Origin of the sequence: Micromonospora sp. NPDC049275, from assembly GCF_043197115.1 — a bacterium.
Lineage (GTDB): Bacteria > Actinomycetota > Actinomycetes > Mycobacteriales > Micromonosporaceae > Micromonospora.
This window is the reverse complement of the sequence record NZ_JBICSN010000006.1, coordinates 345,355-369,439: the sequence shown is the minus strand read 5'-3', so window position 1 is coordinate 369,439 and position 24,085 is coordinate 345,355. Positions and strand designations below refer to the sequence as shown.

21 protein-coding genes are annotated in these 24,085 nt (G+C 73.4%); 11 read left to right on the top strand and 10 right to left on the bottom strand.

The window, feature by feature from the left end; translation table 11 throughout:
* Window positions 1-11: 11 nt before the first annotated feature.
* From ACGFIE_RS21140 to ACGFIE_RS21130, 3 genes are read right to left on the bottom strand one after another with little or no spacing between them, the layout of a single operon-like run.
* A complete protein-coding gene (locus ACGFIE_RS21140) occupies window positions 12-1,439 on the bottom strand; it encodes a VWA domain-containing protein (RefSeq protein WP_393296926.1) in 1,428 nt (475 codons plus the stop codon).
* Window positions 1,436-2,836 (bottom strand): hypothetical protein, encoded by a 1,401-nt coding sequence (locus tag ACGFIE_RS21135; RefSeq protein ID WP_393296924.1) that lies wholly within the window; start codon window positions 2,834-2,836, stop codon window positions 1,436-1,438. The genes ACGFIE_RS21140 and ACGFIE_RS21135 overlap by 4 nt, the downstream gene beginning before the upstream one ends.
* Window positions 2,836-3,303: a hypothetical protein gene (locus ACGFIE_RS21130; protein ID WP_393297000.1), complete on the bottom strand. Its 468-nt coding sequence runs from the start codon at window positions 3,301-3,303 to the stop codon at window positions 2,836-2,838. The genes ACGFIE_RS21135 and ACGFIE_RS21130 overlap by 1 nt, the downstream gene beginning before the upstream one ends.
* A gap of 251 nt (window positions 3,304-3,554) precedes the next feature.
* Between ACGFIE_RS21130 and ACGFIE_RS21125 the strand changes: the two genes are divergently transcribed.
* From ACGFIE_RS21125 to ACGFIE_RS21110, 4 genes are all read left to right on the top strand, one after another.
* Window positions 3,555-4,676 carry a hypothetical protein gene (locus ACGFIE_RS21125; protein WP_393296922.1) on the top strand — a complete coding sequence of 374 codons (1,122 nt, stop codon included), beginning with the start codon at window positions 3,555-3,557 and terminating at the stop codon, window positions 4,674-4,676.
* Window positions 4,677-4,713: 37 nt separating this feature from the next.
* Window positions 4,714-5,763 (top strand): NAD(P)H-dependent flavin oxidoreductase, encoded by a 1,050-nt coding sequence (locus ACGFIE_RS21120; protein ID WP_393296920.1) that lies wholly within the window; start codon window positions 4,714-4,716, stop codon window positions 5,761-5,763.
* Window positions 5,764-5,830: 67 nt separating this feature from the next.
* Window positions 5,831-6,919 (top strand): SRPBCC domain-containing protein, encoded by a 1,089-nt coding sequence (locus ACGFIE_RS21115; RefSeq protein ID WP_393296918.1) that lies wholly within the window; start codon window positions 5,831-5,833, stop codon window positions 6,917-6,919.
* Between the two features lie 14 nt (window positions 6,920-6,933).
* Complete coding sequence (locus tag ACGFIE_RS21110) at window positions 6,934-7,566, top strand: hypothetical protein (RefSeq protein ID WP_393296916.1); 633 nt, start codon at window positions 6,934-6,936, stop codon at window positions 7,564-7,566.
* A 40-nt stretch (window positions 7,567-7,606) separates the two neighbouring features.
* On the opposite strand, the gene ACGFIE_RS21105 is transcribed toward ACGFIE_RS21110, so the two are convergent.
* Window positions 7,607-9,637 carry a glycosyl hydrolase family 28-related protein gene (locus ACGFIE_RS21105; protein ID WP_393296914.1) on the bottom strand — a complete coding sequence of 677 codons (2,031 nt, stop codon included), beginning with the start codon at window positions 9,635-9,637 and terminating at the stop codon, window positions 7,607-7,609.
* A gap of 218 nt (window positions 9,638-9,855) precedes the next feature.
* Between ACGFIE_RS21105 and ACGFIE_RS21100 the strand changes: the two genes are divergently transcribed.
* A complete protein-coding gene (locus ACGFIE_RS21100; protein ID WP_363688505.1) occupies window positions 9,856-10,959 on the top strand; it encodes an NYN domain-containing protein in 1,104 nt (367 codons plus the stop codon).
* Window positions 10,960-11,073: 114 nt separating this feature from the next.
* Window positions 11,074-13,740 (top strand): AAA family ATPase, encoded by a 2,667-nt coding sequence (locus ACGFIE_RS21095; RefSeq protein WP_393296912.1) that lies wholly within the window; start codon window positions 11,074-11,076, stop codon window positions 13,738-13,740.
* A 63-nt stretch (window positions 13,741-13,803) separates the two neighbouring features.
* Here ACGFIE_RS21095 and ACGFIE_RS21090 read toward each other — a convergent pair whose 3' ends face one another.
* Entirely contained in the window at window positions 13,804-14,670 is an 867-nt protein-coding gene (locus ACGFIE_RS21090; RefSeq protein WP_393296910.1) for a hypothetical protein, read from the bottom strand.
* Between the two features lie 58 nt (window positions 14,671-14,728).
* On the opposite strand from ACGFIE_RS21090, the gene ACGFIE_RS21085 reads away from it, so the two are divergent.
* The 3 genes from ACGFIE_RS21085 to ACGFIE_RS21075 all read left to right on the top strand — a co-directional run bounded on the left by ACGFIE_RS21085 (window position 14,729) and on the right by ACGFIE_RS21075 (window position 16,716).
* On the top strand, window positions 14,729-15,817 hold the full coding sequence (locus ACGFIE_RS21085; protein ID WP_393296908.1) for a hypothetical protein: 1,089 nt from the start codon (window positions 14,729-14,731) through the stop codon (window positions 15,815-15,817).
* A gap of 158 nt (window positions 15,818-15,975) precedes the next feature.
* Window positions 15,976-16,197: a hypothetical protein gene (locus ACGFIE_RS21080; protein ID WP_030335934.1), complete on the top strand. Its 222-nt coding sequence runs from the start codon at window positions 15,976-15,978 to the stop codon at window positions 16,195-16,197.
* Window positions 16,198-16,557: 360 nt separating this feature from the next.
* The gene (locus ACGFIE_RS21075; RefSeq protein ID WP_363688513.1) at window positions 16,558-16,716 is read left to right on the top strand and encodes a hypothetical protein; all 159 of its coding nucleotides are present in this window, start codon (window positions 16,558-16,560) and stop codon (window positions 16,714-16,716) included.
* Between the two features lie 71 nt (window positions 16,717-16,787).
* Here the strand turns inward: ACGFIE_RS21075 and ACGFIE_RS21070 are convergent, their stop codons facing one another.
* The 5 genes from ACGFIE_RS21070 to ACGFIE_RS21050 all read right to left on the bottom strand — a co-directional run bounded on the left by ACGFIE_RS21070 (window position 16,788) and on the right by ACGFIE_RS21050 (window position 21,543).
* Window positions 16,788-17,297: a pyridoxamine 5'-phosphate oxidase family protein gene (locus ACGFIE_RS21070; protein ID WP_363688515.1), complete on the bottom strand. Its 510-nt coding sequence runs from the start codon at window positions 17,295-17,297 to the stop codon at window positions 16,788-16,790.
* 123 nt (window positions 17,298-17,420) lie between these two features.
* Complete coding sequence (locus ACGFIE_RS21065) at window positions 17,421-17,909, bottom strand: DUF1062 domain-containing protein (protein WP_393296905.1); 489 nt, start codon at window positions 17,907-17,909, stop codon at window positions 17,421-17,423.
* A 529-nt stretch (window positions 17,910-18,438) separates the two neighbouring features.
* Window positions 18,439-19,500 carry a Gfo/Idh/MocA family oxidoreductase gene (locus tag ACGFIE_RS21060; RefSeq protein WP_393296903.1) on the bottom strand — a complete coding sequence of 354 codons (1,062 nt, stop codon included), beginning with the start codon at window positions 19,498-19,500 and terminating at the stop codon, window positions 18,439-18,441.
* A gap of 100 nt (window positions 19,501-19,600) precedes the next feature.
* Window positions 19,601-20,266: a response regulator gene (locus tag ACGFIE_RS21055; RefSeq protein ID WP_393296901.1), complete on the bottom strand. Its 666-nt coding sequence runs from the start codon at window positions 20,264-20,266 to the stop codon at window positions 19,601-19,603.
* Window positions 20,254-21,543, bottom strand: coding sequence for a sensor histidine kinase (locus tag ACGFIE_RS21050; protein WP_393296899.1), 1,290 nt, complete (start codon window positions 21,541-21,543; stop codon window positions 20,254-20,256). The genes ACGFIE_RS21055 and ACGFIE_RS21050 overlap by 13 nt, the downstream gene beginning before the upstream one ends.
* 162 nt (window positions 21,544-21,705) lie before the next feature.
* On the opposite strand from ACGFIE_RS21050, the gene ACGFIE_RS21045 reads away from it, so the two are divergent.
* Complete coding sequence (locus ACGFIE_RS21045) at window positions 21,706-22,401, top strand: SDR family oxidoreductase (protein WP_363688527.1); 696 nt, start codon at window positions 21,706-21,708, stop codon at window positions 22,399-22,401.
* Window positions 22,395-24,029 (top strand): MFS transporter, encoded by a 1,635-nt coding sequence (locus ACGFIE_RS21040; protein ID WP_363688529.1) that lies wholly within the window; start codon window positions 22,395-22,397, stop codon window positions 24,027-24,029. Before ACGFIE_RS21045 ends, ACGFIE_RS21040 begins: the two co-directional genes overlap by 7 nt.
* Window positions 24,030-24,085: the final 56 nt, after the last annotated feature.

Sequence of the window (24,085 nt, the reverse complement as noted above, 5' to 3'; positions counted from 1 at the left end):
GGGTTGCTCTCCTAGGTGAGGAAGTTCTTCAGCTCGACGACGAGCTTGCGGATGTGACCGGAGATGACCGGGGTGCCCTGGTCCTTCAAACGCTGCCGGAACCAGGGGTTGACGCTCTGCTGCCCGGAGCTGCTGACCGAGCCGACCGGGATCACCTTGACGCCGGAGCGGTGCACGGCCTGGAGCCCGTCGAAGACCGCCTGGTGGTTGACCTCGTAGAAATCGGAGATCCACACCAGCACCGTGTTCTTCGGCTCGGCGATCTTGGGCCGGGCCAGCGTCAGCGCCGCCGTGCCGTCGGTGCCGCCGCCCAACTGGGTCCGTAGCAGCACCTCGAACGGGTCGTGCACCCACGGGGTGAGGTCCAGTGCCCGGGTGTCGTACGCGACGAGGTGCACGTCGACCTTCGGCAGCCCGGCGAAGATCGAGGCGAGGATCGTGCAGTTGACCATCGCGTCGACCATCGAGCCGGACTGGTCGACCACGACGATGAGCCTTGACGGCGTCGTACGCCGTGCGGTGTGCCGGTAGTAGAGCCTGTCGACGTAGAGCCGCTCGTCGTCCGGGCTCCAGTTGGTCAGGTTCTGCCAGATGGTCCGGTCGAGGTCCAGGTTGCGGAACACCCGCTTGGGCGGCACCGACCGGTCCAGCGCGCCGACGCTTGTCTGTTGCACCTGCGTCCTGAGCACCTCGGCGACCTCGTCGACGAAGCGCCGGATCAGTGCCTTCGCGTTGGCCAGCGCCACCCCGGACAGGTTGGCCTTGTCGCGCAGCAGCTGCTCGATCAGCGACATGCTCGGCGTCAACTGGCTGGCCAGCGCGGGGTCGGCGAGCACCTCCCGCAGGTGCATCCGCCGGACCAGGTCACCTTCCAGCCCGGCGAGGGCGCCGCCCAGCTCGCCGCGCTGGCGGCGGAGCTCACCGGGCTCGCAGCCGAGGGCCTGCTCGAACCAGCCGGCGTCGGACTGCCAGCAGGCCAGCTGGGTGGCGCTGACCGGACCGGAGCCGGTGGCGAACACGTTCAGCAGCACCTTCGACACCAGCGCCGCCCGGCGCACCTCGGCCGCCCCCGGCCGATAGGCCGAGCCGTCGCCCGCCGGGTCGCCCTCCGGCCCATCGCCATCCCGCACGGCGACGCTCGGCCCGGCCTCGTGCGATTCGTCGCCCTCCGGCCCGGCGTCGGGCGGCTGGGTTTCGGCGGAGGTGAGCAGGCCGCGTAGCTCCGCCGTGAGCGCCGGGAAGCGCTGCACGACGGTGTCCACCGAGACCGACGGGTCCAACAGGGCGGCGGGCAGCCCGAGGTCGTCGACCACCGCCACGCTCGCCGACTCCAGGCCGGGCTGCTCGTCGCGGTCGAAGAGGCGGGACAGCAGCCGCCAGTAGAGGACCTGACGGCGGTTGGCGTCGGCGTACCCGCCGGTGGGGATCGGCGCGGTCATCGGCGCAGCAACCGGCCCGCGCGCTCGCGCAGTACGGCCACGGCGTCGCCCGCCCGGGCCTCCTCCTTGGCGACCTTCGGATCGGTGACGCCGCACGCCCAGTCGCCGTTGTGCGCCTGCACCGTCCGCCGCTTCACGCCTGCCCGCACCGCCAACGGCTGGAGCAGCCAGCGGTCGTCGTCCCAGCGCAGGAGGCCCAGGCAGGCCGACGCGGCGGCGACCAGATCGGCGGTCAGCGGGCCGGCGGCCGGCAGTCGGTCGACGGCCAGCGCGACCCGTTCGCCGTCCACCTCGACGGCGAGGGTGCCGTCCTCGTCGCGGATCGCGGCGCCCTCGACGAGGACCGGCTCGGCGATGCCCGTCGGGTGCCGGTCGAGCGGGTCGGTCGCTGCGGCGCTCGCGGCGGGCAACAACACCCGGGCGGTGGCGAACGGGTCGGCGGGCTCGTCGAGCTGGACCCGGTCGTCCACCCAGCCCAGGTCGCCACCGCGCAGCGGCAGATCGGTCACGGTCAGCGCCCGCCGCTCGGCCAGCGCGGTGAGCAGCAGCGGGTGTGCCGACAGCAGCCGCCAGACCGCCGGACCGACGATCGTGTCGACCTTCGCGGCGGAGACCGCCGTGCGGACCAGCAGTGCCGGACCGCCGTCCGCCGGTTCCAGGACGGCGTGCACCTGAACCTGCACGGCGGTGTCGTGACTGTGCACGTCCACACCGAGCGGCAACAGCCGGCCGGAGACCATCGACGGTGTGCCGTCGGTGTCGGTCGCCGGCGTGCCCTCGGTGAGCAGGAGGCCACGGGCCCACAGGTCGGCCCAGCGGCGGGCCGGCACCTCCGCCATGGTGGCGACGGGCACACAGGCCCGCAGCTCCGCGGCGAGCCCGTCGAGCAGCACCGCGATCCGGCGCAGCTCCGGCACGGCCAGGCTTGCCTCGACCACCCCGGCGGCGGCGGAGAGCACCTCGTGGTCGACGCCACGCCAACCGGTGACCGCCACCTCGTGCCACCACGCCCGTGCGCCGGCGAGCGCGGGCGCTGCCTCGCCGGGCCGGGTGGTCGGCGTCGTCCACTGCGACCGGGTGCGACCCAACGCCTCGTCGAGCTGCCCGAGCAGGGCGTCGTGTGCCGCGCCGAGCAGCGCCGAGCGCGCCCCGGCGAGCGCGGCGAGGTGCTCCGGGGCGATCGACCCGGCGGTGACCGCGTCGACGGCGGCGGTCACCGGGCCAGCCAGTGGGGTGCCGGCCAGCGCGTCGGCGAGCCCGGCGAGAGCCGCGGCGCCGCGGTCGCCGATCCGGCCGAAGCCGTCGGTGAGGGCATCGTCGAAGCCGGCGACCACGTCGAGAGCGTCGCTCAGGCCGGCCGGGACCGCACGCAGGCGCGCGACCTGTGCGCCGCGCATCAGCGACCTGCCCCGGTGGCCGGGAACCAGTGCAGCTCGGGGAGCACGACGGTGCTGACGGGCAGCTCCAGGTAGGAGAGGTGGCGCAGGAAGCGACTGAACACCACAGCCGCCGAGGCCGGCTCGGGCTGGCCGTCGAGTCGGGCCAGCAGCTCGCTGCCGTCGGCCAGCCCGTCGCCGATGTCGACCCGCAGGTAGCGGGCCACCCGGTCGACCCCGTACTGGAGGACTGCCTCGTCGGCGAGCGCGTGCAGGTGCTTGCACGGCATGCCGCGCAGGCCGCCGCAGGGCCGGTTGTTGTTGGTGCTGCACTGGTAGGCGTGTGTGCCGGCGGTGACCGACGAGACGTAGACCCGCTCCACGTCCGATCCGCTGGAGACCACGCCCTGCAACCGCCCGTCGGCCAGCTCGACGAAGGGCACCTTGGCCAGCTTGCGCGGGCGGGCGGGCGGCACCACCGCCACCACGCTGCGCCGCCGCCAGCCGGCTCCGTCGGCGTTCGTCACGTCACGGCCTCCCAGATCGACAAGAATTCAGGGTGGTGCGCGCGCCGGCCGGTGCCGGCGCCGCTACGACGACACGATCATGGACCACGGGTACGACAGATCCGGCGGCGGCGCGGATGACGGCCGGTCCGCGTGGATGGTCGCCGCCGCCGGTCGCGATCGGCCAGGATGGGCGGGACGGCCGGGCCACGGTCGCGGCGAGGAGGCGGACGATGCGGGTACGCGGCTGGGTGACCGGGGAGCGGCGCGCCCGCGCGGCAGCGACGCTCGCCGCTCTCGTCGCCGGTGCGGTGCCGCTCGCCGCGCTGCCGTCACCGGCCCGCGCGGCGGGCGCCGCGGCGTCGGCGGGGGCACCCGTGTGTCAGGTCCGCGACGGCCGGCTCACCGAGATCTCCGGGATGGTCGCCACCGACGACGGGTACGTCGTGGTCAACGACGGCGCCGACGACGAGGCCCGCCTCCGGATCTTCTTCCTGGACCGACGCTGCGCGGTGACGCGGACGGTCAGCTACCCCTCCCGGCCGCGCGACACCGAGGATCTGGCCCTCGGCCGGGACGGCACCATCTGGGTGGCCGACACCGGTGACAACGACCGCAACCGGGAGACCATCGCGCTGTGGCGGCTCGCGCCCGGGACGGACCGGCCAGTGCTGTACCGGATGACGTACCCGGACAATCCGCACGACGCCGAGGCGCTGTTGCTCGACGCGGCCGGCCAACCGTTGATCGTCACGAAGGGCGGCAGCGGCACCGTCGTCCTCTACGCGCCGGCCACCGCGCTGAAGCAGGGGGCCACGACACCGCTGACCTCGCTCGGCAAGGTGGTCCTCCCCTCCACCACCACCAGCAACCCGTTCTCGTTCCTCGGGCGGGGCGTCGTCACCGGCGCGGCGAACGACCCGGACGGCCACCGGGTGGTGCTGCGCAGCTACGCCGACGCGTTCGAGTACGACGTGAGCGGCGGCGACGTGGTCGCCGCGCTGACCGGCGGCACCCCACGGGTCACGCCGCTGCCCGACGAGCCACAGGGCGAGTCGATCACCTACAGTCGCGACGGCCGGTCCCTGCTCACCGTCTCCGAGTCCGCCGACCAACCGGCCGGCAGCCGCCCGACGATCCTGCGGTATCCCGTCGCGGCGACGACTGCCGCCTCCCCGCATCCGGCGGAGCCCACCACGGCGCCCCCGCCGTCTACCACGGCGGCCCGCCCAGCGGCACAGGCAGCCGGCATCGGTGGCGGTCGGGCCTGGCCGTTGGCCGCCGGCGCGGGGACGCTGCTGGCTCTCGTCGCCGTGGCCGGAGTGCTGTGGCGGCGGCACACCGACCGGCGCTGACCGCCGGGGGATCGGCGCGGTGCGGCAGGATGGGCGGATGTCCGTACTGTCCGAGCTGCGCCATCCGATCATCGCCGCCCCGATGGCGGGTGGCCCGTCCACCCCTGCCCTCGTGTCGGCCGTCTCCGCCGTCGGCGGGCTCGGGTTCCTGGCCGCCGGCATGATCGACACCGCGCGGCTGGTCGCCGACATCGCCGAGGTGCGCGCGCGTACCGACCGGCCGTTCGGCGTCAACGTCTTCCTGCCCGGGGACGGGACTGTCGACGAGGCGGCCGTCGGGGCGTACGCGCGGCGGCTCGCCCCGCAGGCCGACCGCCTCGGCGTGCGGTTGGGCGAGCCGGTGGGCGGCGACGACGCGTACCCGGAGAAGCTGGCCGCGCTTCTCGCGGACCCGGTCCCGGTGGTGTCCTTCGCGTTCGGGCTGCCCGACCGGGCCGCGGTGGCAGCCCTGCGCGGGCGCGGCACCGAGGTGTGGGCCACGGTCACCGGCCCGGCCGGCGTCACGGCCGCCGCCGACCTGGGTGTGGACGCCGTCGTGGTGCAGGGCACCGAGGCCGGTGGGCACCGGGGCGGGGTCCCGGACGACGACGACTACGCGGTGTTGCCGCTGCTCCGGTTGGCCGCCGCGCGGTGTGACAGGCCGTTGGTGGCCGCCGGCGGCATCGCCGACGGCCCCGCCCTGGCGGCGGTGCTGGCCGCCGGGGCGCAGGCCGCCCAACTCGGCACCATGTTCCTGCGCTGCCCGGAGGCGGGCAGCTCACCCCTGCACCGGGCGGCGGTGGCCAGTGCCGCGCCGACGGCGTTGACCCGGGCGTTCACCGGCAAGCGGGCACGTGGCGTGGTCAACGACTTTCTGCGTGCCCACGATGCGGCGGCGCCGGCCGGCTACCCGCAGGTGCTGCACCTGACCCGCCCGCTGCTCGCCGCCGCCCGCCGGGACGGCGACGCCTCGGTAGCCAATCTGTGGGCCGGTCAGGCGCACAGCCTCGCCCGGGAGCTGCCGGCGGCCGAGCTGGTCGTCGAGGTCAGCGCCGACGCCCGGGTCGCGCTGGCGGCGGCGGCGCAGCGGGCGACCCGCTGGGGCTGACCAGGCCACCGGTCGTCGGTCCGGGCGGGCGGAACGAGCCGGATGCGGTACCCGTTAGAGTCTCGCCGTGATCGAGATCGGCGCGCACGTCGACCTGTCCCACCCGCCCGACCGGGTCTGGCTCGCGCTGACGGATCGGGAGCTGCTCGGCCGCTGGTTCGCCGAGGCGGACATGGTGGAGGGAGTGCCGGACCGGCTGCTGCTGCACACGGCCGGCCTGCCCGGCTTCGATGCCGACGTCGAGGTCGAGGTGACCGAGCGGCAGGTGCCTGAGCTGCTGTCGCTGCGCTGCGACGAGGCCGGTCGGCTCACCGAGCTGACCTGTGCCGTCATCGCCACCAAGCAGGGCAGCCGGCTGACCGTGCGGGAGGTGCCGACGCACGGCTCCTGGTCGGAGGAGCAGCACGAGCCCCGTGAGCAGCAGCTCCGGCAGGCGCTTACCGTACGCCTGCCGGCCATTCTCGACTGGCTCGCGTTCCAGCAGGTCGACCTGCGGCGCGGCGAGGCGGGGATGACGACCGAGCTGCCGGTGATCGGTGCGTCCGGCCCGGCGCGGGCCCGGCGTCGCCGCGGTGCGGCGGTCGCCGGGCTGGCCGGGGCCGTGCTCGTGGCAGCGGTGGTGGCGTGGCTGACGCTGCCCGGCGAGTCGGAGCCCGCCGCCGCGCCGTCCCCGTCCCCGACGACATCGGTGCCGACCATGGCGGGCGCCGCGCCGACCGCGCAGCCGAAGGGGACACAATCGACGCGGCCGTCGCGCAGTGTCACGCCGACCACCGCCCGTCCGAGCCGCACCCCGTCGGCGAAGCCGTCGCGTACGCCCACCGGGGCGGTGCCGCCACCACCGCCGCCGCTTGTGGCGCGCTACGACACCGACTCCAGCCGACTGTTCGGCTACACGGGGGAGGTGGTGGTCGACAACCCCGGCCGCGCGCCCGCCGAGCAGTGGGTCGTGGTGGTGACTCTCGCCGAGGGCAGCAGCGTCGACGACGTCGAGGGAGCGGACTGGCGACGGGACGGGCAGGCCATCACCTTCAGCGGCCTGGCGGTGCCGGCCGGCGGGTCGCGGACGATCCGGTTCGACGTCCGTGACAGCCGGCCGAAGGCGCGGGAGCCGGAGGGCTGCACGGTGGGCGGCAACCCCTGCGCGGGGCTCTGACTAGGCTCCTCGGTATGGCACTGCTGCACCGGGCGACGCTGCGCCCCACGAAGCTCGAACTGCTGACGACCTGGCTGCCCGACCGACAGTGGTGGCAGGGGCCGGCCGGCGTCGAGGTGGTGAGCCGGGGCGCGTACCGCTTCGACGACCCGGCCGGCGAGGTCGGCATCGAGACCATCCTTGTCGCCGCCCCCGACGGGCCGGTCCACCAGGTTCCGTTGACCTACCGCGCCGCGCCCCTCGCCGACGCCGACGAGTGGCTGGTCGGCACGACCGAACACTCGGCGCTCGGCCGCCGCTGGGTGTACGACGCCTGCGCCGACCCGGTGTACGCGGCGGCCCTGACCCACGCCGTCCTGGCCGGCCCCGGTCAGGCGGAGCAGTACTTCGAGGTCGACGGCCGGCGCGAGGTGCGACCGCCGACGGTGACGATCGAGGTCAGCGGCGACGGCGGGGCCGTGCCGGCGGTCGACGCCGTCCGGCAGGTCGTCGACGAGGTCGACACGGTCATCGTCACCGACGCGGTGGAGCTGGTCGTGGTCCGCCGGCCGGTCGCCGGGGAGGTCGGGGCCCGCGGCGCCACCCTGAGCGGCGCCTGGGACGGGCAGCCGACGCCCCTGCCGCTGGCGTACGTCCGGAGGCGGTGACGACGGTGGGCGGCCCGATCGGTCGGGCCGCCCACCGCGTTCACCACTGGGCCGGAGGCGGTGGCGGTGCCACCGGCGGTCGGTCGTCGCAGGTGAGGGTGTTGGGCAGCAGCCACGGGGCGAGCCAGCCGCCGTCGTTGCCGCCCAGGTCGGTAAGTGTGAACTCCGACCCGGCCGGGGTGAAGTGGAACGATCCGCAGTTGTTGACGCCCACCGCTCCCACGTTGCGGGCGTCCACGTTGGCGAACGAGGCCGACCCGGCGGCGCGGGCGCTGAGCACCGAGGTGCCGGTGCCGTCGACCCGGACGTCACGGAAGCGCACGTTGGTGATCGAGTAGAGGTCCTTCACCGGCCAGTCGCTGACCAGCATGATCGCGTTGTAGGTGCTGTCCAGGTACGCGTCGCCGGTCACCTCGACGCTCGCTTCGATGCTGCGGTCCAGCGCGAACATCCAGATGGCGCCGAGCCCGATGTTCCAGTTCAGGTCGTACGTGCCGGCGCGGGCGGTGGTGTTGCCGGTGAACCGCAGGTACCCGGCGAAGGGCTCCGCGCCGAAGCGGGCGCCGGCGTGCAGGCCGCTGCCCTCGCGGACCGGATCGGCGACGAGGTTGTGCGAGACGGTGGTGTCGGTGCCGCCGTAGATGGCGATGCCGTTCGCCAGGGTCGGTGACTGCACGGTGTTGTGGTCGAACGTGTTGCGCGCGTTCGCCGTCTTCTCCGACCACATGGCCAGGCCGTCGTCACCTGTGTTGCGGACGAAGGTGTGCGCGACGAGGGAGTCGGTCACGCCGGTGTGGAAGTTGAGCGCGTCGGCGATCTGGTCGACGACGATGGTGTTGGTGACGCGGACGTTGCGCATCGGCCCGTCGAACCACAGGCCCGCCTTGGTGTGCCGCAGGTGCAGCCCGTCGATGGTGGAGTCGCTGAGCGCCCCGCCGATCGCGTTGACCTGGTCGGTGTCGATGCGCTCGCGCACGTCGCCCTCGATGGCGAAGCCGGAGAGGTGCACGTTACGGCTGCCACCGTCCGCGGCGTCGCGGCCGTAGAAGCCGACGCCTGTGTGCACCGAGCCGTCCGGGGCGGGTGTCGGCAGGGCCACCTCGCGGCCCTTGAAGATCGTGTACCAGTTGCCGGCGCCCTCGATGGTCACGTCGTCGACGCTGATGTGCCTGTTGACCTGGTAGATGCCCGGCGGAACGTAGACCTTCAAATGGGTACGCCGGGCGAAGGCGATGGCCCGGTCCAGGGCGTCGGCGGAGTCCCGCCGGCCGGTGGGGTCGGCGCCGAACGCCAGCACGTTCGCCGCGAGCAGCCGTACGTGCGGCGGTGCGACCAGTTCGGAGTCGAGCAGGTCGATGACCGTCCACGCGGCGGCGCTACCGGCCGGCGCGGTGAGCCGGATCCTGTCACCGGCCCGGTAGGTGCGCCCGAGCAGCAGCCGCTGCTCGTCGTAGAAGTGGGTGGGCCGGAACGGCTTGTCGATGCTCGGGGACGGCGTCGTGGCCGACGGCACGCACTGGCACTCGGTGATCCACCAGTCCGGGTGCAGCAGCCCGGCCTGCGGGTCGTTGGTGAACGGGTACTGGTTGTAGAGCCACGAGTACTGCGAGGTGAGCGTCATGGTGCGAAGGTGCGTGCCGTTGACGGCCACCCGCAGCGGCGCGGTGGTGCCGCCTCCGGTGGGCGCGTCCGGGATGCTGTACCGCACGGTGATCCCGTTGGCCGCGCTGGGCAGGACGAACTCGACGTACTCGCCGGGGGTGAGCCGGACGGCCCGACGGCCGGACGCCTCGCCGGGCAGCGTGTAGGCGGACCGGTCGGGGCCGATGACCTCGCCGGTGGTCCGCGCGTTCTCGGCCTCCTGTTCGAGGAAGTCGACGTCGGCGCCGCGCCCGGCGACCAGCGCCGGGTCGAGGGCGGCGCGGGTGACGACCGGCCGCGCGGTGTCGGACGGACCGGCGACGGCGACGGCGGGCGCGGCGACCAGCACGGCGAGACCGGTCGCGAGCGCGACCGCCGCGGTGGCCGGCCGGCCCGGGCGTCCCCGTGGCGGCAGGATGCTGCGAAACATCGGTGACCCTCCTGGGTGGATGGTGGTGGAGGTCCGCCCGGCGCCCCCGACGCCCGACATTGATCTGCATGATGCAGCACTGGACAGTGTGTTGCAAGACAACAATCGAACACCGAAAAGAGACGACTGTAAGATCGCAAGAAATGGACGAATGGCGAGTTGAGGTGTCGAGCGTCGCCTGCGCCCCGACGGCCCACGCCCGGCGTACGCTGGGCCGCGTGGATCAAGAAGACCGGATCGCCCTTTTCCTCGACTACGAGAACCTGGCGTTGGGAGCCCGCGACCACCGTGGCGGCGGGGCCTTCGACTTCCGGCCGATCGCCGACGCGCTCGCCGAGCGGGGGCGGGTCGTGGTGCGCCGGGCGTACGCCGACTGGTCGTACTTCGACGAGGACCGCCGGATGCTCACCCGGTCGCACGTCGAGCTCATCGAGATCCCCCAGCGCATGGGAGCGTCCCGCAAGAACGCGGCCGACATCAAGATGGCAGTGGACGCGATCGAGCTGGCGTTCGAGCGCGACTACATCTCCACCTTCGTCATCTGCAGCGGCGACAGCGACTTCACGCCCCTGGTCCACAAGCTCCGCGAGCTGAACAAGCGGGTCATCGGTGTCGGCGTCGAGGGGTCCACGTCGGCGCTGCTGCCCCCGGCGTGCGACGAGTTCCTCTACTACGACCGGCTGGAGGGTGTGGACATCCCGCCCACCCGCAGCCGCCGCGGTCGTCCGGCGCGGCAGACCAGCCCGGATCAGCGCCAGCCCGAGCCGGAGCAGCAGCGGGAGCACGAGCAGGAGGCCGAGGCCGAGGGCCGGCCGGTGGGTGAGGAGCCCGGCCGGGACGTGGACGCCCTCGCCGTGCAGGTGGCCCAGACGGTGGCCGGGTTGCAGGGCAGCGCGAGCGGCGAGGTGACCGCCTCCCGCCTCAAGCGCACCCTGCTGCGCAAGGACCCCACGTTCAGCGAGTCCGACTACGGCTTCCGTACCTTCGGCGAGCTGCTGCGCCACCTCGCCGAGCAACACGTGATCGACCTGGCCGAGGGGCCCGCGAAGGGCGACCCCGAGGTGTCCCTGCCCGAGCACGGCGACCGGGAGGTCGCCTTCGGCCTGCTCCGGGGTGTGGTGGGCGACCTCGGCAGCGCCGGCAACCCGGTCGCGCTCTCCGGTTTGAAGAACCAGATGCGCCGGGCTCGCCCCGACTTCAGCGAGAAGAAGCTCGGCTACCGCAGCTTCCTGCAGTTCTGCAAGGCCGCCGCCACCAGCGGAGCTGTCGACCTGCGGTGGAGCCCGGAGGCGGACGACTACCTGCTCACCGCCCAGGGGTGAGCGACGACCGCCTCCGGTAGGCCCCGCCGGCCATCGACAGCTGTCGAGCGGAAGTGCCGGCACAGCCCATAGGGTGGACGGCAGGGCTGCCCCGAGGGCGAGGTGAGGGTCGGCATGTCGGGACGTGGCGAATGGACACTCGTCGGCCGCGACGACGAGCTGAAGACCATCGAGGACGTCGTGTCCGCGCGGGCGCCCGGCCTGGTGCTGGTCGGCGACGCCGGGGTGGGCAAGACGCGGCTGCTGCGCGAGGCGCTGGCGAGGGCCGCCGAGGACGGCGTGGAGTGCCACTGGGTCTCCGCCACCGGCGCGGCCCGCTCCATCCCGTTCGGCGCGGTCTCCCACCTCATCCCCGCGCCCAGTCGACCGCGCGCCGACCCGGTGAGCCTGGTCGTCACAGTGGAGCGCGACTTCGCCCGCCGCAGCGCCGGCCGCCCGGTCATGATCGGTATCGACGACGCGCACCTGCTCGACGAGCCGTCGGCCGGGCTGCTGCACCAGCTCGCCGTGCACGGCCTGGCGGTGGCGGTCGCGACGGTCCGCGCGGGCGAACCCCTCTCCGACGCGCTCACCTCGCTGTGGACCGGCTCCGGCCGGCGACTGGAGGTGCGTCCCCTGCCCACCACCGCCGTGGACCACCTGCTCGACGAGGCCGCGCCCGGCCCGCTCGACGCCCTCAGCCGTCGTCGGCTGCGCCAGCTCGCCGACGGCAATCCGCTGCTGCTGCGGGAACTGCTTGCCGACGCGCTGGACACCGGCGGGCTGCGGGAGTCGCGGGGTGTCTGGCGCTGGCGCGGCACCGCGTCGGGCAGCCCTCGGCTGGCCGAGCTGGTCAGTGCCCGGCAGCGCGCCCTGGAACCGGCCGCCCGTCAGGTCCTGGAGGTGGTCGCGTGCGGTGAGCCGCTCTCCCTCGCCCTGCTGGAACGGTTCGTCGACCCGGCGGCCATCGAGGCCGCCGAACGCAGCGGCATGGTGGTCGCGGAGCGCTCCGGCGCGCGGATGGCGCTGCGCATGGCCCATCCGCTCTACGGCGAGGCGCTGCGCGCCAGCATGCCCGCCAGCCGGTCCCGGACCGTGTTCGGGCAGCTTGCGGACGTACTGGCGAGCATGCCGCTGCGCCGTCGCGACGACGCGCTTGTCGCCGGCGTGTGGCAGCTGCGCTCGGGCAGCATCCGGCATCCCGGCATCGCGCTGGCCGCCGCGCGGCAGGCCATCGACCGGTTCGACATCGACCTCGCCGAGCGGTTGGCCCGCACGGCGTACGACGCCGGGCAGGGCTGGGAGGCGCAGTGGCTGCTGGCCCGGGTGCTGCAGTTCCAGGCACGCAGCCAGGAGGCGTTCGACATGCTGCCGCCGGCGCCACCGCCGGGCAGCAAACGCCTCGCCATGTGGGCGATCACCCGGGCCGGGCTGCTCTACTGGGGCCTGGACCGGATCGACGAGGCGCATGAGACGTTGCGGATGGTGCCGGCGGGCTCGCCCGGTCACGACCTGGCCGAGGCCACCCGGTCGTGGGTGCTGTTCTACGACGGCCGGTGTGAGGCGGCGCTGACGGTGGGCCAGGCCGTGCTCGCCCGGGCCGACACCGGCGTACGCGCGGCCAGTTGGGCGACCATGGGCGCCGCCTCGGCCGCTGGGATGCTCGGTCGGCTCGACCTCGCCGCGGAGCTGGCCCAGCGGGGCCGGACGGTGCTCGCCGCCGAGCCGGAGCACCTGCCGTGGAACGAGGCGCAGGTCGGGTTGGGGCTCTGCTACGCCCGGTACGCGGCCGGCGAGCTGGCCGGGGCCGTCGAGCTGGCCGACGAGGGTTACCGCGCGGCGGTGGCCAGCGACGCGCGGGGGATGGTCGCCGTGTGGGCCGGGTTCCGGGGGATCATCGCCAAGTCGCAGGGGCGGCTCGACGGCGCCGAGGCCGACCTGCGCGAGGCCGTCGCCCTGGTGGAGGAGAACGACCAGTACCACCTGGTGCGGACGTACTGGGCCGAGCTGGCCGGCGTCCGCGCCCTGGCCGGTGACGTGCCCGGCGCCCGCCGCTGGCTCGCCGCGGCGGACGCCCGGGAGCGGACCGCGAACCGGATCTTCCACCCGTGGGTGGAGCTGAACCGCGCCTGGGTGCAGGTGGCCGAGGGGGACCTCACCGCGGCGATCCGCACCGCCCGCCACGCCGCCGACCTGGCCCGGGGCAGCGAGCAGCCGACCATCGAGGCGGTGGCGCTCTACGAGTGCGCGCGGCTGGGCGCTCCGGAGCCGGTGCGGGACCGGCTGACCGCCCTCGCCGACCTGCTCGGCGGGTTGGCGTCGACCCTCGCCCACGCGGCCGACGGGCTGGTCCGCGACGACGGGCCGACCCTGGAGGCGGTCGTGGACGACCTCGTCGCCCGCGGCCACACCCTGCTCGCCGCCGAGGCGCTGGGCGCCGCCGCCCGGGCGTACGCCCGCCGTGGTCGACCCCGCCTGGCGGTGGCGCAGCGGGCCGCGACGCTGGCCCAGGCCTGTCAGGGCGTACGCACACCACTGCTGGCCGCGGCCGCTGAGGGCGCGGAGCAGGCGACGCTCACCCGCCGCGAGCGGGACGTCGCGCTGCTCGCGGTGGCGCTGTCCAGCCGCAGCATCGCCGACCGGCTGGGGTTGTCGGTCAACACCGTCAACAACAACCTGGCCCGCGTCTTCACCAAACTGGGCGTCCGCAACCGCAGGGAACTCGCCGTGGTGCTCGGCCAGGACCGGCCGGACGTACGGGGGACAGGTCACCGCGAGCGATCCAGCCTCGACAGTAGGTAAGGGCGACTGATCTACCGGGTTACCGCGCGCCTCCCTACCGTGCGGTAACACCTACCGGTGCACTCAGTCCCTGGAGGACGGCATGAGCCAACTGGATCCAAGCGGACCGCCAGGACGGCGACCCACCAGGTCGTTCCACGTCCACAATGTTCTGTTCGCCGCGGGGATGGCGGTCGCGGTGGCCACGGTCACCGCGGTTGTCGCCCCGGCCGCCGGCGGCGCCTCGACCACCCCGGTGAGCGCCACACCCGCCGCGGTGTCGTACGACGCGCCGCCCTGCACCCGTGAGCTGGAGGGCACGACCTGGCTGCTCGATCCGTGCGTCAAGCCGGGCGGCAAACTTCCGGTGGAGGTCGAGGCGCGGCTCGCCCAGATCCGTACCCGGAACGCGGCGGCCGCCGCCGACTGCCCGACGGGTTCGCCGTCGGCCTCGACGTCGGCGACACCGACGCGGCAGACCCGGCCGCCGGTTACGGCTGAGCCGGTGGCGCAGCGGGCTCCCGCCGCGACCGCGACCGCACCCACCTCGACGACATCGCCCAGCGGTTCGCCCTCCGCGTCGGCGTCGCCCACCGGATCGGCCTGCCCCTCGGGCAGCGCATCCCCCTCCGGGAGCGCGTCCCCGTCGGGCAGCGCGTCTCCGTCCGGCAGTTCGTCCCCCTCGGGCAGTGCATCGCCGTCGGGGAGCTCGTCGCCGTCGGGGAGCGCGTCGCCGTCGGGCAGTGCGTCACCCTCGGGTAGTTCCTCGCCGTCGGGCAGCGCGTCCCCGTCGGGTAGTTCCTCGCCGTCGGGCAGCGCGTCGCCCTCCGGGAGCTCGTCCCCCTCGGGGAGCGCGTCGCCGTCGGGCAGCTCGTCCCCCTCGGGCAGTGCCTCGCCCAGCGGCTCGTCGTCGCCCACCGGTGACCCGACCAACCCGACCGACCCACCCACCGGCCCCACCGGCGGACCAGGTTCGCCGCCACCCCCGCCGCCGACCGGCTGTCCGAACGTGAGCGGCAACCCCACCCTTGTGGACGCGAACAAGGACCGCATCCGCTGTCGTGAGGTGCAGACCGTCTCCGACGACACGGTCCTGACCCTGACCGGGGACTCGATCAGCTCGTCGCACCACCAGTTCGGCTTCGGAGTGGGCCCCGGTTGCCCGATGACCTCGTCCGACAACCGTGGCATGCCGGGCAACAACGGCGTCTACAGCTACGGCCGGCGCTACTTCGACATGGACGGCAGCATCGTCGACTACGACAACTACGCGCGCACCGGGTACGGCACCGGCGACATCATCGCCGGTCGCGCCGGCCCCGACGCGTGCGGCAACGGCTGGGGTCGGGTGGCCAGCCCGCTCGGCCTCGCCACCGCTCGCATCGCCAAGGCCAAGGCGGACGGGCACAACGCGTACCACGCCACCACCGGCGGGGTGAACAACACCAACTGGAACACCGTCCTGACCCGGCTGAGCATGTGTCGCGGGCTCGAGTTCGCGGCGGAGGCCCTGGACCCGTACGGCGTGTTCCGCTTCGAGTGGGCCGCCGTGGGCGGCAAGGCCGGCATCGTCACCAACGGCGGCGGTTGCAACTTCTGGCTGGATCTGCCGGTCGGTGAGGACTACTACATCAACATCGGGGTGCCGCGCTACACCGGTCCGGCCCAGTACGCAGGCATCACCGCCGACGCCACAGCGATCGTCAACTCGTTGCTGGCCGCCGGTGCGGACAAGGTCGTGTGGATGCTGTACTACGACATCACCCCGGCGAACCTCGACGTCGGCCAGTACGGCTGGGTCAAGCTCAAGTCGCTGCTGCCGACCGGCCTGCAGTCCTACGTGCCCGCGGCGCCGGTGTCGACGCTGCAACCGCTCATCGACCCGCTCTGGGTGGGCACCGTGCGGGGTGTGATCAACGATCTCAACTGGGCCATCCAGCTCGGTGTCCCGTTCGACCCGGCGGTGCGGGTGGCGTTCCCGCCGCCGTTCACTCCGGGTGACATTCAGGTCACCGCGGAGGGAGGGTCGCCGCATCCCAGCCCCTCCGGGCAGGACAAGCTGGCCAACACCCTGGCGGGCGTGCTCAGCGGTATGTGACGGCCACCTGATTCATCGCTCAGGACGGGGAGGAATCGCCGATGCGGTTCCTCCCCGTCGCCCGCACAGGTGGAACTGTGTCGGAATTGTGGCTATCACGCCGGTTCATGCTCACCTGCGCCGTACCCCCAGCACGAAAATTGCGTTACGGTCGGCGAATGAAGGTGGAGGAACACTGGTGGAACGGTGACACGACCCCGCGCGGGCGCCGGGACGTGTACATCCGTACTGACGGGCAGGGTTGGGAGGTCCGCGCCCAGATCGGTGGGGCGTCGGGTCGTGAGCGGGTGCAGCAGTGCCCAAGCCGGGCCTCGGCGGCCATCCTCGCCGACGCCTGGCGCGGCACCCACCCATCCTGGCGCGAGCTGAAGCAGCGCTGATCCGGCACCGGGCCGGGCCGGCAACGCTCCTGGGCTCCCCGCCCAGTGCGCCCCGGCCCGCCCGGTGTTCATCTTCCGCCACGCGGCACGTCCCCCCCGACGCCTGGCGACAGCTCGCTCGTAGGTCACCGCTTCTGCAGCATGACCGAGGCGACGTCAGCCGCGAACGCCAAGGACACGGGCCTTCGTCGATCGGCATGACCGGCTGGCGGGTCCGCTTGATCATGTGATGAAAAGTAGGTCGGAGAGGACTCCTGGACCTGTTTCTCATCACCTGATCAAGGGCTGGTCCGCGCATCCCCGTGTTCCCCACGGCAGGCTGGGTACGCGGGGGTGGTCCGCGCCCGATGGAGGTCGCCCATGTCGCAGGCTCCCGACGAGGAGAACCCCAGGCTCGCCGAGGAAATTCGGGAGGCCGAGCGCCGGCTCGCCGACCTCGCCACCCCGTCGGACGACGCGTTGACCGACGACGACGCCCGGACGCCGGACGACGCCCCTTCCGAGCAGGACACCGACTAGGGTGCCCACCCCTGCACCAGGCCTGATCGCCGCCATCAGTTGGCTTGCGTGACCGGCCGCTGCAGGCATCCTCAGCGACGCCAGAACTGGCGGGGTGCCAACCCCTCACGTCGCAGCCAGTGCTCCGTGTAGACGATCCGCTCGGCCTCAACGACGACCAGGGTGTCCTCGGGTGGCTCGGACAGCGGCCGCCCCCGCTCGGCGTGTTCGTTCTCCCATCGGAACGCCTCCCAGTAGTGCGCACGGTCGGGATGCCCCGGGTCGAGTACCCGGGCCGCGCCGAACAACTGGGCCCCGCGGCTGCTGGCCAGCCCGACCAGCGGCGCGAAGATCCCGACGGACACCCGTGGATCGGCAGCGATGTTGCGCATCTTCGGCGAACGGGGCGCGGCAGTGAACAGCACTGTGAAGTCGAGCGAGTAGTACCGCACCGGGGTGGCAATCGGCCCGTCCGGACCCGTGGTCGCGAGCACGCACATGTTCTGCGACGACAGCAGGTGGAGAATGCGCTCTTCGAGCCGTTCGCGATCGAGGCGTCCAGCCGGCGTGGGCCCGGCCAGCCACGGATTCGTCAACGGCATGCCGCCTCCTCGATCATGACGAGCACCTTACGGCCGGGCCGTTCGGCTACCAAGATCGGCAGGACGCGCCATTGGGCCTGCCCGGCGAGACAACGCCGGACAGGCCCGTGATTCCGAGGAGGCTCAGCGCTTGAGCGTGAAGGTGAAGTCGCCGGACAGCCTGCCGCTCAGGCGCACTGTCGACACGAGCTTCCCCTCCTCAGTCATCCTGTCGACCTCGGCCCGGGACAGGCCGAAACCCGCTGCGATCAGTCGTGCGGGCCGGACGGGGATGCGCGCCGCGAAGCGGACCGCGACCTCGACGATGTCGCGGTCCAGGTGATCGGATCCGAAGGTGTCGAGACGCCAGGCGTCGTCCCAGTCCAGGACGAATCGATTGCGACGCTGCACGATCGGATCCTGGAGCAGCTCGGCGATCAGGCGACTGTCGTTGTCGTGCAGCCGGTCGAGCAGCTCGGCTGGGATGGAGCGCACTGTCGTCCGCTCCAGGACCTCGAGCTTCACCGTGTCCCCGCACCCGGTACAGAGCGCGAGGAGCCAGATGTCGATGAGCTTGTGGTTGGCGTTGACGCGGAATCTGCCGCTCGGCCGGAAGTGTGCGGACGCGCACACGTGGCATCGGCGGCGGATTATGGGCAGGCGGGTGGGCACGACGGCCCAGTTGATGAGCACAGAGGTACACCGGTTTCAGTGAGAAGTCCGCAGCAAAAGGAGCGCGGCGCACAGGCGCGACGCGCGGATCAGCGCTCGGGAGGTCTCACAGGGTGTACAACGGAACGTCCTCGCCTAGACGACAGGTTCGGCAGCACGGTAACGGCGCAGAGCGGCGCCACTCCACCGGTTTTCGGGCACCACAAAGGACCCCGGCGGCCAGGGCGTGTCCCGCCGATCACGACACCGGCGACGACGGTTGGAGCAGGTCAGGCCTGCTGGGTCTGCCAAGGCGCCGGGCGGCCGTTCGCGCCACCCACCCAGGTCGACAGCGGCCCCTGATTCCGTCCGACAGATCGGCGCATGGCATTGACCACTGCCAGTTGCGCTCGGGCCGCTGCCGCCATCGCTTCCTCGAACTGGTCCTGCGACAGTGGTGCGGTCGTCGTGTCCACCCCCGCGGTGGCGTCCAGGAGTCGTATCCCCCGGATCAGGCGGTCGGGACCGGCAGCACCACACCCTCGGCCGCCGACCGGTGCGCCAGCTCGATCAGCTCGACAGTGGCGGCCGAGTCGCGCGGGTCCACCGGCATCGGCGTGCCGTCGCGCAGCGCCGCCGCCACCTGGGCGTAGAAGCTCTGGTACGCCCCGGGCACGGTCGGCACCGGCCGCAGGTCACCGTCGACGCCGAGCAGGCCGTACCGCTCCGGCGGCACCTCGCCCCAGCCGGGCTGGTCCGGGCGGCCGCCGTCGTGCAGCGCCGCCTCCTGCACGTCCAGCCCGTACGTCGTGTAGCCGGCCCGGTCGCCCAACACCCGCAGCCGCGGCCCGAGCTGAGCGGTCACCGCACCCATCCACAGGTGTGAGTGCACGCCGTTGGCGTGGGTCAACGCCACGAACGCGTCGTCGTCGACCTCGGCGCCCGCGCGGCGGCGGTCCACCTCGGCGTAGACCCGCTCGACCGTGCCGAAGAGCTGCACGGCCTGGTCGATGAGGTGCGCGCCCAGGTCGAACAGGGCCCCGCCGGCCTCCTCCGGCCCGGCGAGCTCGCGCCAGCCCGGCTTGATCGCCGGGCGGAACCGCTCGAACCGGGACTCGAAGCGCAGCACCCGACCCAGCTCGCCCCGCTCCACGAGCCCGCGAGCGGTCAGGAAGTCGCCGTCCCAGCGGCGGTTCTGGAACACCGTCAGCGGCACTCGGAGGCGGTCGGCCTCCTCGACCAGCGCCCGGGCGTCGGCGGCGGTGGGGGCCAGGGGCTTGTCGACGACGACCGGCAGGCCGGCAGCGAGCGCCGCCCGCGCCATCGGCACGTGCTGCCGGTTCGGCGTCGCGACCACCACCAGGTCCAGAGCTTCCGGGGTACGCCACAGCTCGTCGGCGTCGTCGACCAGGCGGGCGTCGGGGAAGTGCTGGTGCGCCTGCTCGCGCCGCTGCGGATCGCGGGTCACGATGGCGTCCAGCCGAAGCCCGGGTGTCGCGGCGATCAGCGGCGCGTGGAACACCCGACCCGCCAGCCCGTACCCCAGCAGACCAACCCGCAGCGCCTCCGCCATGCCGTACTCCCGTCTCCTGGCCCGCGCCCTGGACCGGCGGCGGTGCCGGTGCTCGAATCTACGCCGCGCGCCGCCGGGCCCGGACCGGGCCCGGCGCTGGTCAGCCCACCGGGTCGGCGCGCAGATAGGTGAGTACGGCGAGTACCCGACGGTTGGTGTCGTCGCTGGGTGGCAGGTCGAGCTTCAGCAGGATGTTGCCGACGTGCTTGCCGACGGCGGCCTCGGTGACGTGCAGCCGGGCGGCGATCGAGGCGTTGGAGCGGCCCTCGGCCAGCAGCGCCAGCACCTCGCGTTCCCGGGCGGAGAGCGCGGCGAGCGGGTCGCGGGGGCGGTGCAGCAGTTGCCGCACCACGTCCGGGTCGATGGCGGTGCCGCCGCCGGTGACCCGGCGCAGCGTGTCGACGAACTCGGTCACCTCGGCCACCCGGTCCTTGAGCAGGTAGCCGACCCGCTGGCCGTCGCCGCTGTCCAGCAGCGCCGCCGCGTACCCCGTCTGCACGAACTGACTCAGGACCACCACCGGCAGGCCGGGCCGCTCGGCGCGCAGCGCGACGGCCGCGCGCAGCCCGTCGTCGCGCCGACCGGGGGGCATCCGGATGTCCGTCAGCACCAGATCGGGTTGGTGTGTGCGGGCCGCGTCCAGCAGTTCCGGCGCGGAGCCGACGGCGGCGCACACGGTGAAGTCGAAGCGGGTCAGCAGCGCGACCAGGCCCTCGCGCAGCAGCACCTCGTCCTCGGCGAGCACCACCCGGGTCAGCGGCGACATGGCAGCTCCACCCGGACCAGGGTAGGCCCGCCGGGCGGGCTGGACAGCAACAGCCGTCCGTCGGCGGCGGCGACCCGGTCGGCGAGACCGGTCAGGCCGGTGCCCTGGGCCGGGTCGGCGCCGCCGCGCCCGTCGTCGGACACCTCGACCACGAGGTCGCCGCCGACCCGGGACAGGCGCACCTCGGCGCGTGTCGCCGCGGCGTGCCGGGCCACGTTGCTCAACGCCTCGGACACCACGAAGTACGCGGTGGTCTCGACGATCTCCGGCAGTTCCCCGTCGATGTCGGCGTGCGCGGTGACCGCGACGGGAGCGGCGTCGGCCAGCTCGCGTACCGCACCGGCGAGACCGAGGTCGGTGAGGCTCTGCGGCCGGATACCGTGCACCAACTGCCGCAACATCACCATCAGCCCGCGCGCCTGGTCGTGCGCCACGGCGAGGGGCCGGGCGGCGGGGGAGTCCTCGGGCACGTCCAGCCGAGCCAGGCCGAGCTGGAGGGTGAGGCTGGTCAGCCGGGGCTGTGCGCCGTCGTGCAGGTCCCGCTCGATGCGGCGCCGTTCCGCCTCGTACGCCCCGACGAGCCGGGTGCGGGACCGGGCGACCTCGCGCAGCGCGGCCGCGTCGACAGGCGAGGTCAGCGCCCACCGGGCGATGGCGGCCTGCCCGGCGGCGAGCAGCCCCACCCCGTAGCAGAGCACCGGGAGGAGCAGCACTCCCACGATCGCGTACGGGACGGCTTCGCCGGTGCTCTCGATCGGCCGCCAGATCACTACCGGTTCGCTGTTCCCGGCCAGCCAGGGGCTGGTGACCATCCCGACGTCGAGCAGCACCAGCACCAGGAACACCCAGTACGCGACGGGCACGAAACCGCCCAGCCAGAACAGGTACGCGACCTCCCGCCAGGTAGCGGCGCTGCGGTAGCGGGCGGCCAGGCCCGGCCACGGCGACGAGGGCAGCGGACGGTTGTCGACGAGCCGGATCCGCCACCGCTCGACGGCGCCCACCACGAAGCTCAGGATCGGAGCCAACCCCACCAGGATGATGCTGCCGGTAATCAGGAACAGCATCAGCGCGATGCTCGGCGGTCGGCCCTCCCGGCGGAGCGTGCTGAGGACGGGCAGCAGGGGCGCGCCGATGACGAGCAGCCCGACGGTGAGCACGCTGGCGATCGGCACGGTGCTGACCAGGTAGGCCAGCGCACGCCACGGCCAGGCGGAGATCAGCCAGTCGCGGCGGCGCAGCGACGCGGCCAGGTGGGAAGGGTGTTCCGAGGTCATGCCGCAGACGCTAATCGCCGGCCGGAAGCCGCCCCAGCCGTCCAGATCCCCTTTCCGGGGTATGCCCAGCACTACCGGCCGGGGCGGGTGTGCGGGGTCCGGAAACGGGAAGAACGCGCCGTCACGCGTTCCGCGTGACCTGGTGGCGGCGGCTGGAGTGACATGGGTGCCAGAACCTTCGTTGTGGTGGGCGGGACCAGCGGGCTGGGTCTCGCGGTGGCCCGACTGCTTGTCGACGAGCACCAGGTCGTGGTGTTCGGCAACGAGCCGGCCGAGGTCGCCGCGACTACCGATGAACTGGGGTGCGGCGGCGCGGTCTGTGACGTCTCCTCCTACGAGCAGGTCCGGGACGCGTTCGCCGAGGTGGTGGGGCGCTACGGCACCGTCGACGGGGTGGCGGCGTGCGCGTCGATGTGGGCGGGCGGCGACCTCGGCGACCTGTCCGTGGAACACATTCGGCGGGCCGTCGAGATCAACGTCCTGGGTACGACGTACCTGCTGCGGGAGGCGCTGGAGCAGCTGCACCGGCAGGGCTACGGGAACGTGGTGTACATCGGCGCCATGGCGCTGGCGGCCCCCCGACCCGGCATCCCGATCTACCGGGCGACCAAGAGCTACGGCAGCAGCCTCGTCGAGTCGCTGGCCCAGGCCCAGCACAGCAACCGGGTCAAGGTGATGCAGCTGCATCCGGGGCCGATGCCGACCCGCCTGCAGGAACGCGTCGGCGCCGAGTTCCTCGACGAGGTGTACGCCCTGCCCGAACAGGTCGCCACCGAGGTCGTCCGGCTGCTGCTGCTGCAACCCGACGACCTGTACGTCTCCGGTGAGCGCGTGCTGCGCGCGGACGGGCGGTGGTGACGGCGGCAGCCGGAGCGGAGGACCGTCCGGCCTCCGCGTGGGCACCCCTGCGCGGCGCCGTCTACCGCAATCTCTGGCTGGCCCTCCTGGCTGCCAACGTCGGCACCTGGATGCAGACCGTCGGCGCGCAGTGGCTGCTGATCCACCACTCCAACGCCTCCACGCTCGTCGCGCTGGTGCAGACCGCCAGCCTGCTGCCGGTCCTGCTGCTGGCGCTGCCCGCCGGGGTCCTGGCCGACAGCTTCGACCGCCGGCATCTGCTGATCGCCGTGCAGGTGTTCCTGGTCGCCGTGGCGGTGGCGTTGACCCTGCTCACCCTGACCGACCGGATGCCGCCGGCCCTGCTGCTCACCCTCACCTTCGCGTTCGGGGTCGGGCAGGCGCTCACCCTGCCGGCCTGGTCGGCGGTGATCCCGGAGCTGGTACCGCAGGAGCAGTTGCGGTCGGCGTCCGCGCTCGGCTCGATAAGCGTGAACGTCGCGCGGGCGGTGGGGCCCGCGGTGGCCGGCGTGCTGATCGCCCGGACCGGCGTCGCCCCGGTCTTCGGCCTCAACGCGGTCGCGTTCGCCATCTTCGCGTTCGCGCTGTGGCGCTGGCGGCCGAGCACCGCTCGCGCCGTCGAGGTGCCCGAGCGGTTCACCGCCGCGCTGCGCGCCGGCAGCCGCTACGTACGCCACTCGCCGATCGTGCGCCGGCTGCTGCGCCGCGCGTTGGTCTTCGTGATCCCGGCCAGCGCGCTGTGGGCGCTGCTGCCGTTGGTGGCGGCCCGGCGGCTCGGGCTGGGCTCCGGCGGGTACGGGCTGCTGCTGGCCGCCCTCGGGGTGGGCGCCATCGTGGGTGGCGTGCTGCTGGCCGTGATCCGGACCCGGCTGTCGGCCAACCAACTCCTGCTCATCGCCGGTGCGCTGTTCACCGTCGCGCTGGCGGTGCTGGGCACCGTACGGGTGGTGCCGCTGGTGCTGCTCGCCCTGCTGCCGGCCGGGATGGCCTGGGTGACGGTGCTGGCCAACGTCAACGCCGAGATGCAGCTCTTCCTGCCGAGCTGGGTACGGGCCCGGGGGCTGGCCGTCTACCAGGTGTGTTTCGCCGGCGGGCAGGCCGTCGGCGCCTTCGGGTGGGGTCTGGTGGCCGACATGGGCGGGCTGGTCCTCGCCTACCTCGCGGCGGCGGCGTTGATGTTCGTCGGGACCGTGACGAGCCGGATCTGGCCGCTGCCGGACCTGCGCACCGTGAACCGGGAACCGTCGGCCTACTGGCCGCAACTGCACCTGGCGCACGAGCCGGACCCGGGGGTCGGACCGGTGCTGGTGACGGTGCAGTACACGGTCCGGCCGGAGCGGACGGGACCGTTCCTGGCGGCCATGGACGTGGTGCGCGGCGCCCGGCAGCGCACCGGCGCGATGCGCTGGGGGCTGTTCCGGCCGGCCGAGACGACGGACCGGTTCGTCGAGGTGTACCTGGTGCCGTCCTGGGACGAGCACCTGCGCCAGCACGGCGGCCGGCTGACGGGTGAGGACCGGGAGGCCGAGGCGCGGGCGCGGGAGCTGACCGACGGCGAAACGCAGGTACGCCACCTGGTGCCGGCCGCCGCCGGGCCGGCGCTGTCCGACGACCGCGAGGAGGTGTGACCAGGCCGGCCCGGCGGCCGACGTACGACGTACGACCGCGTTGCTAGGATGGCCGC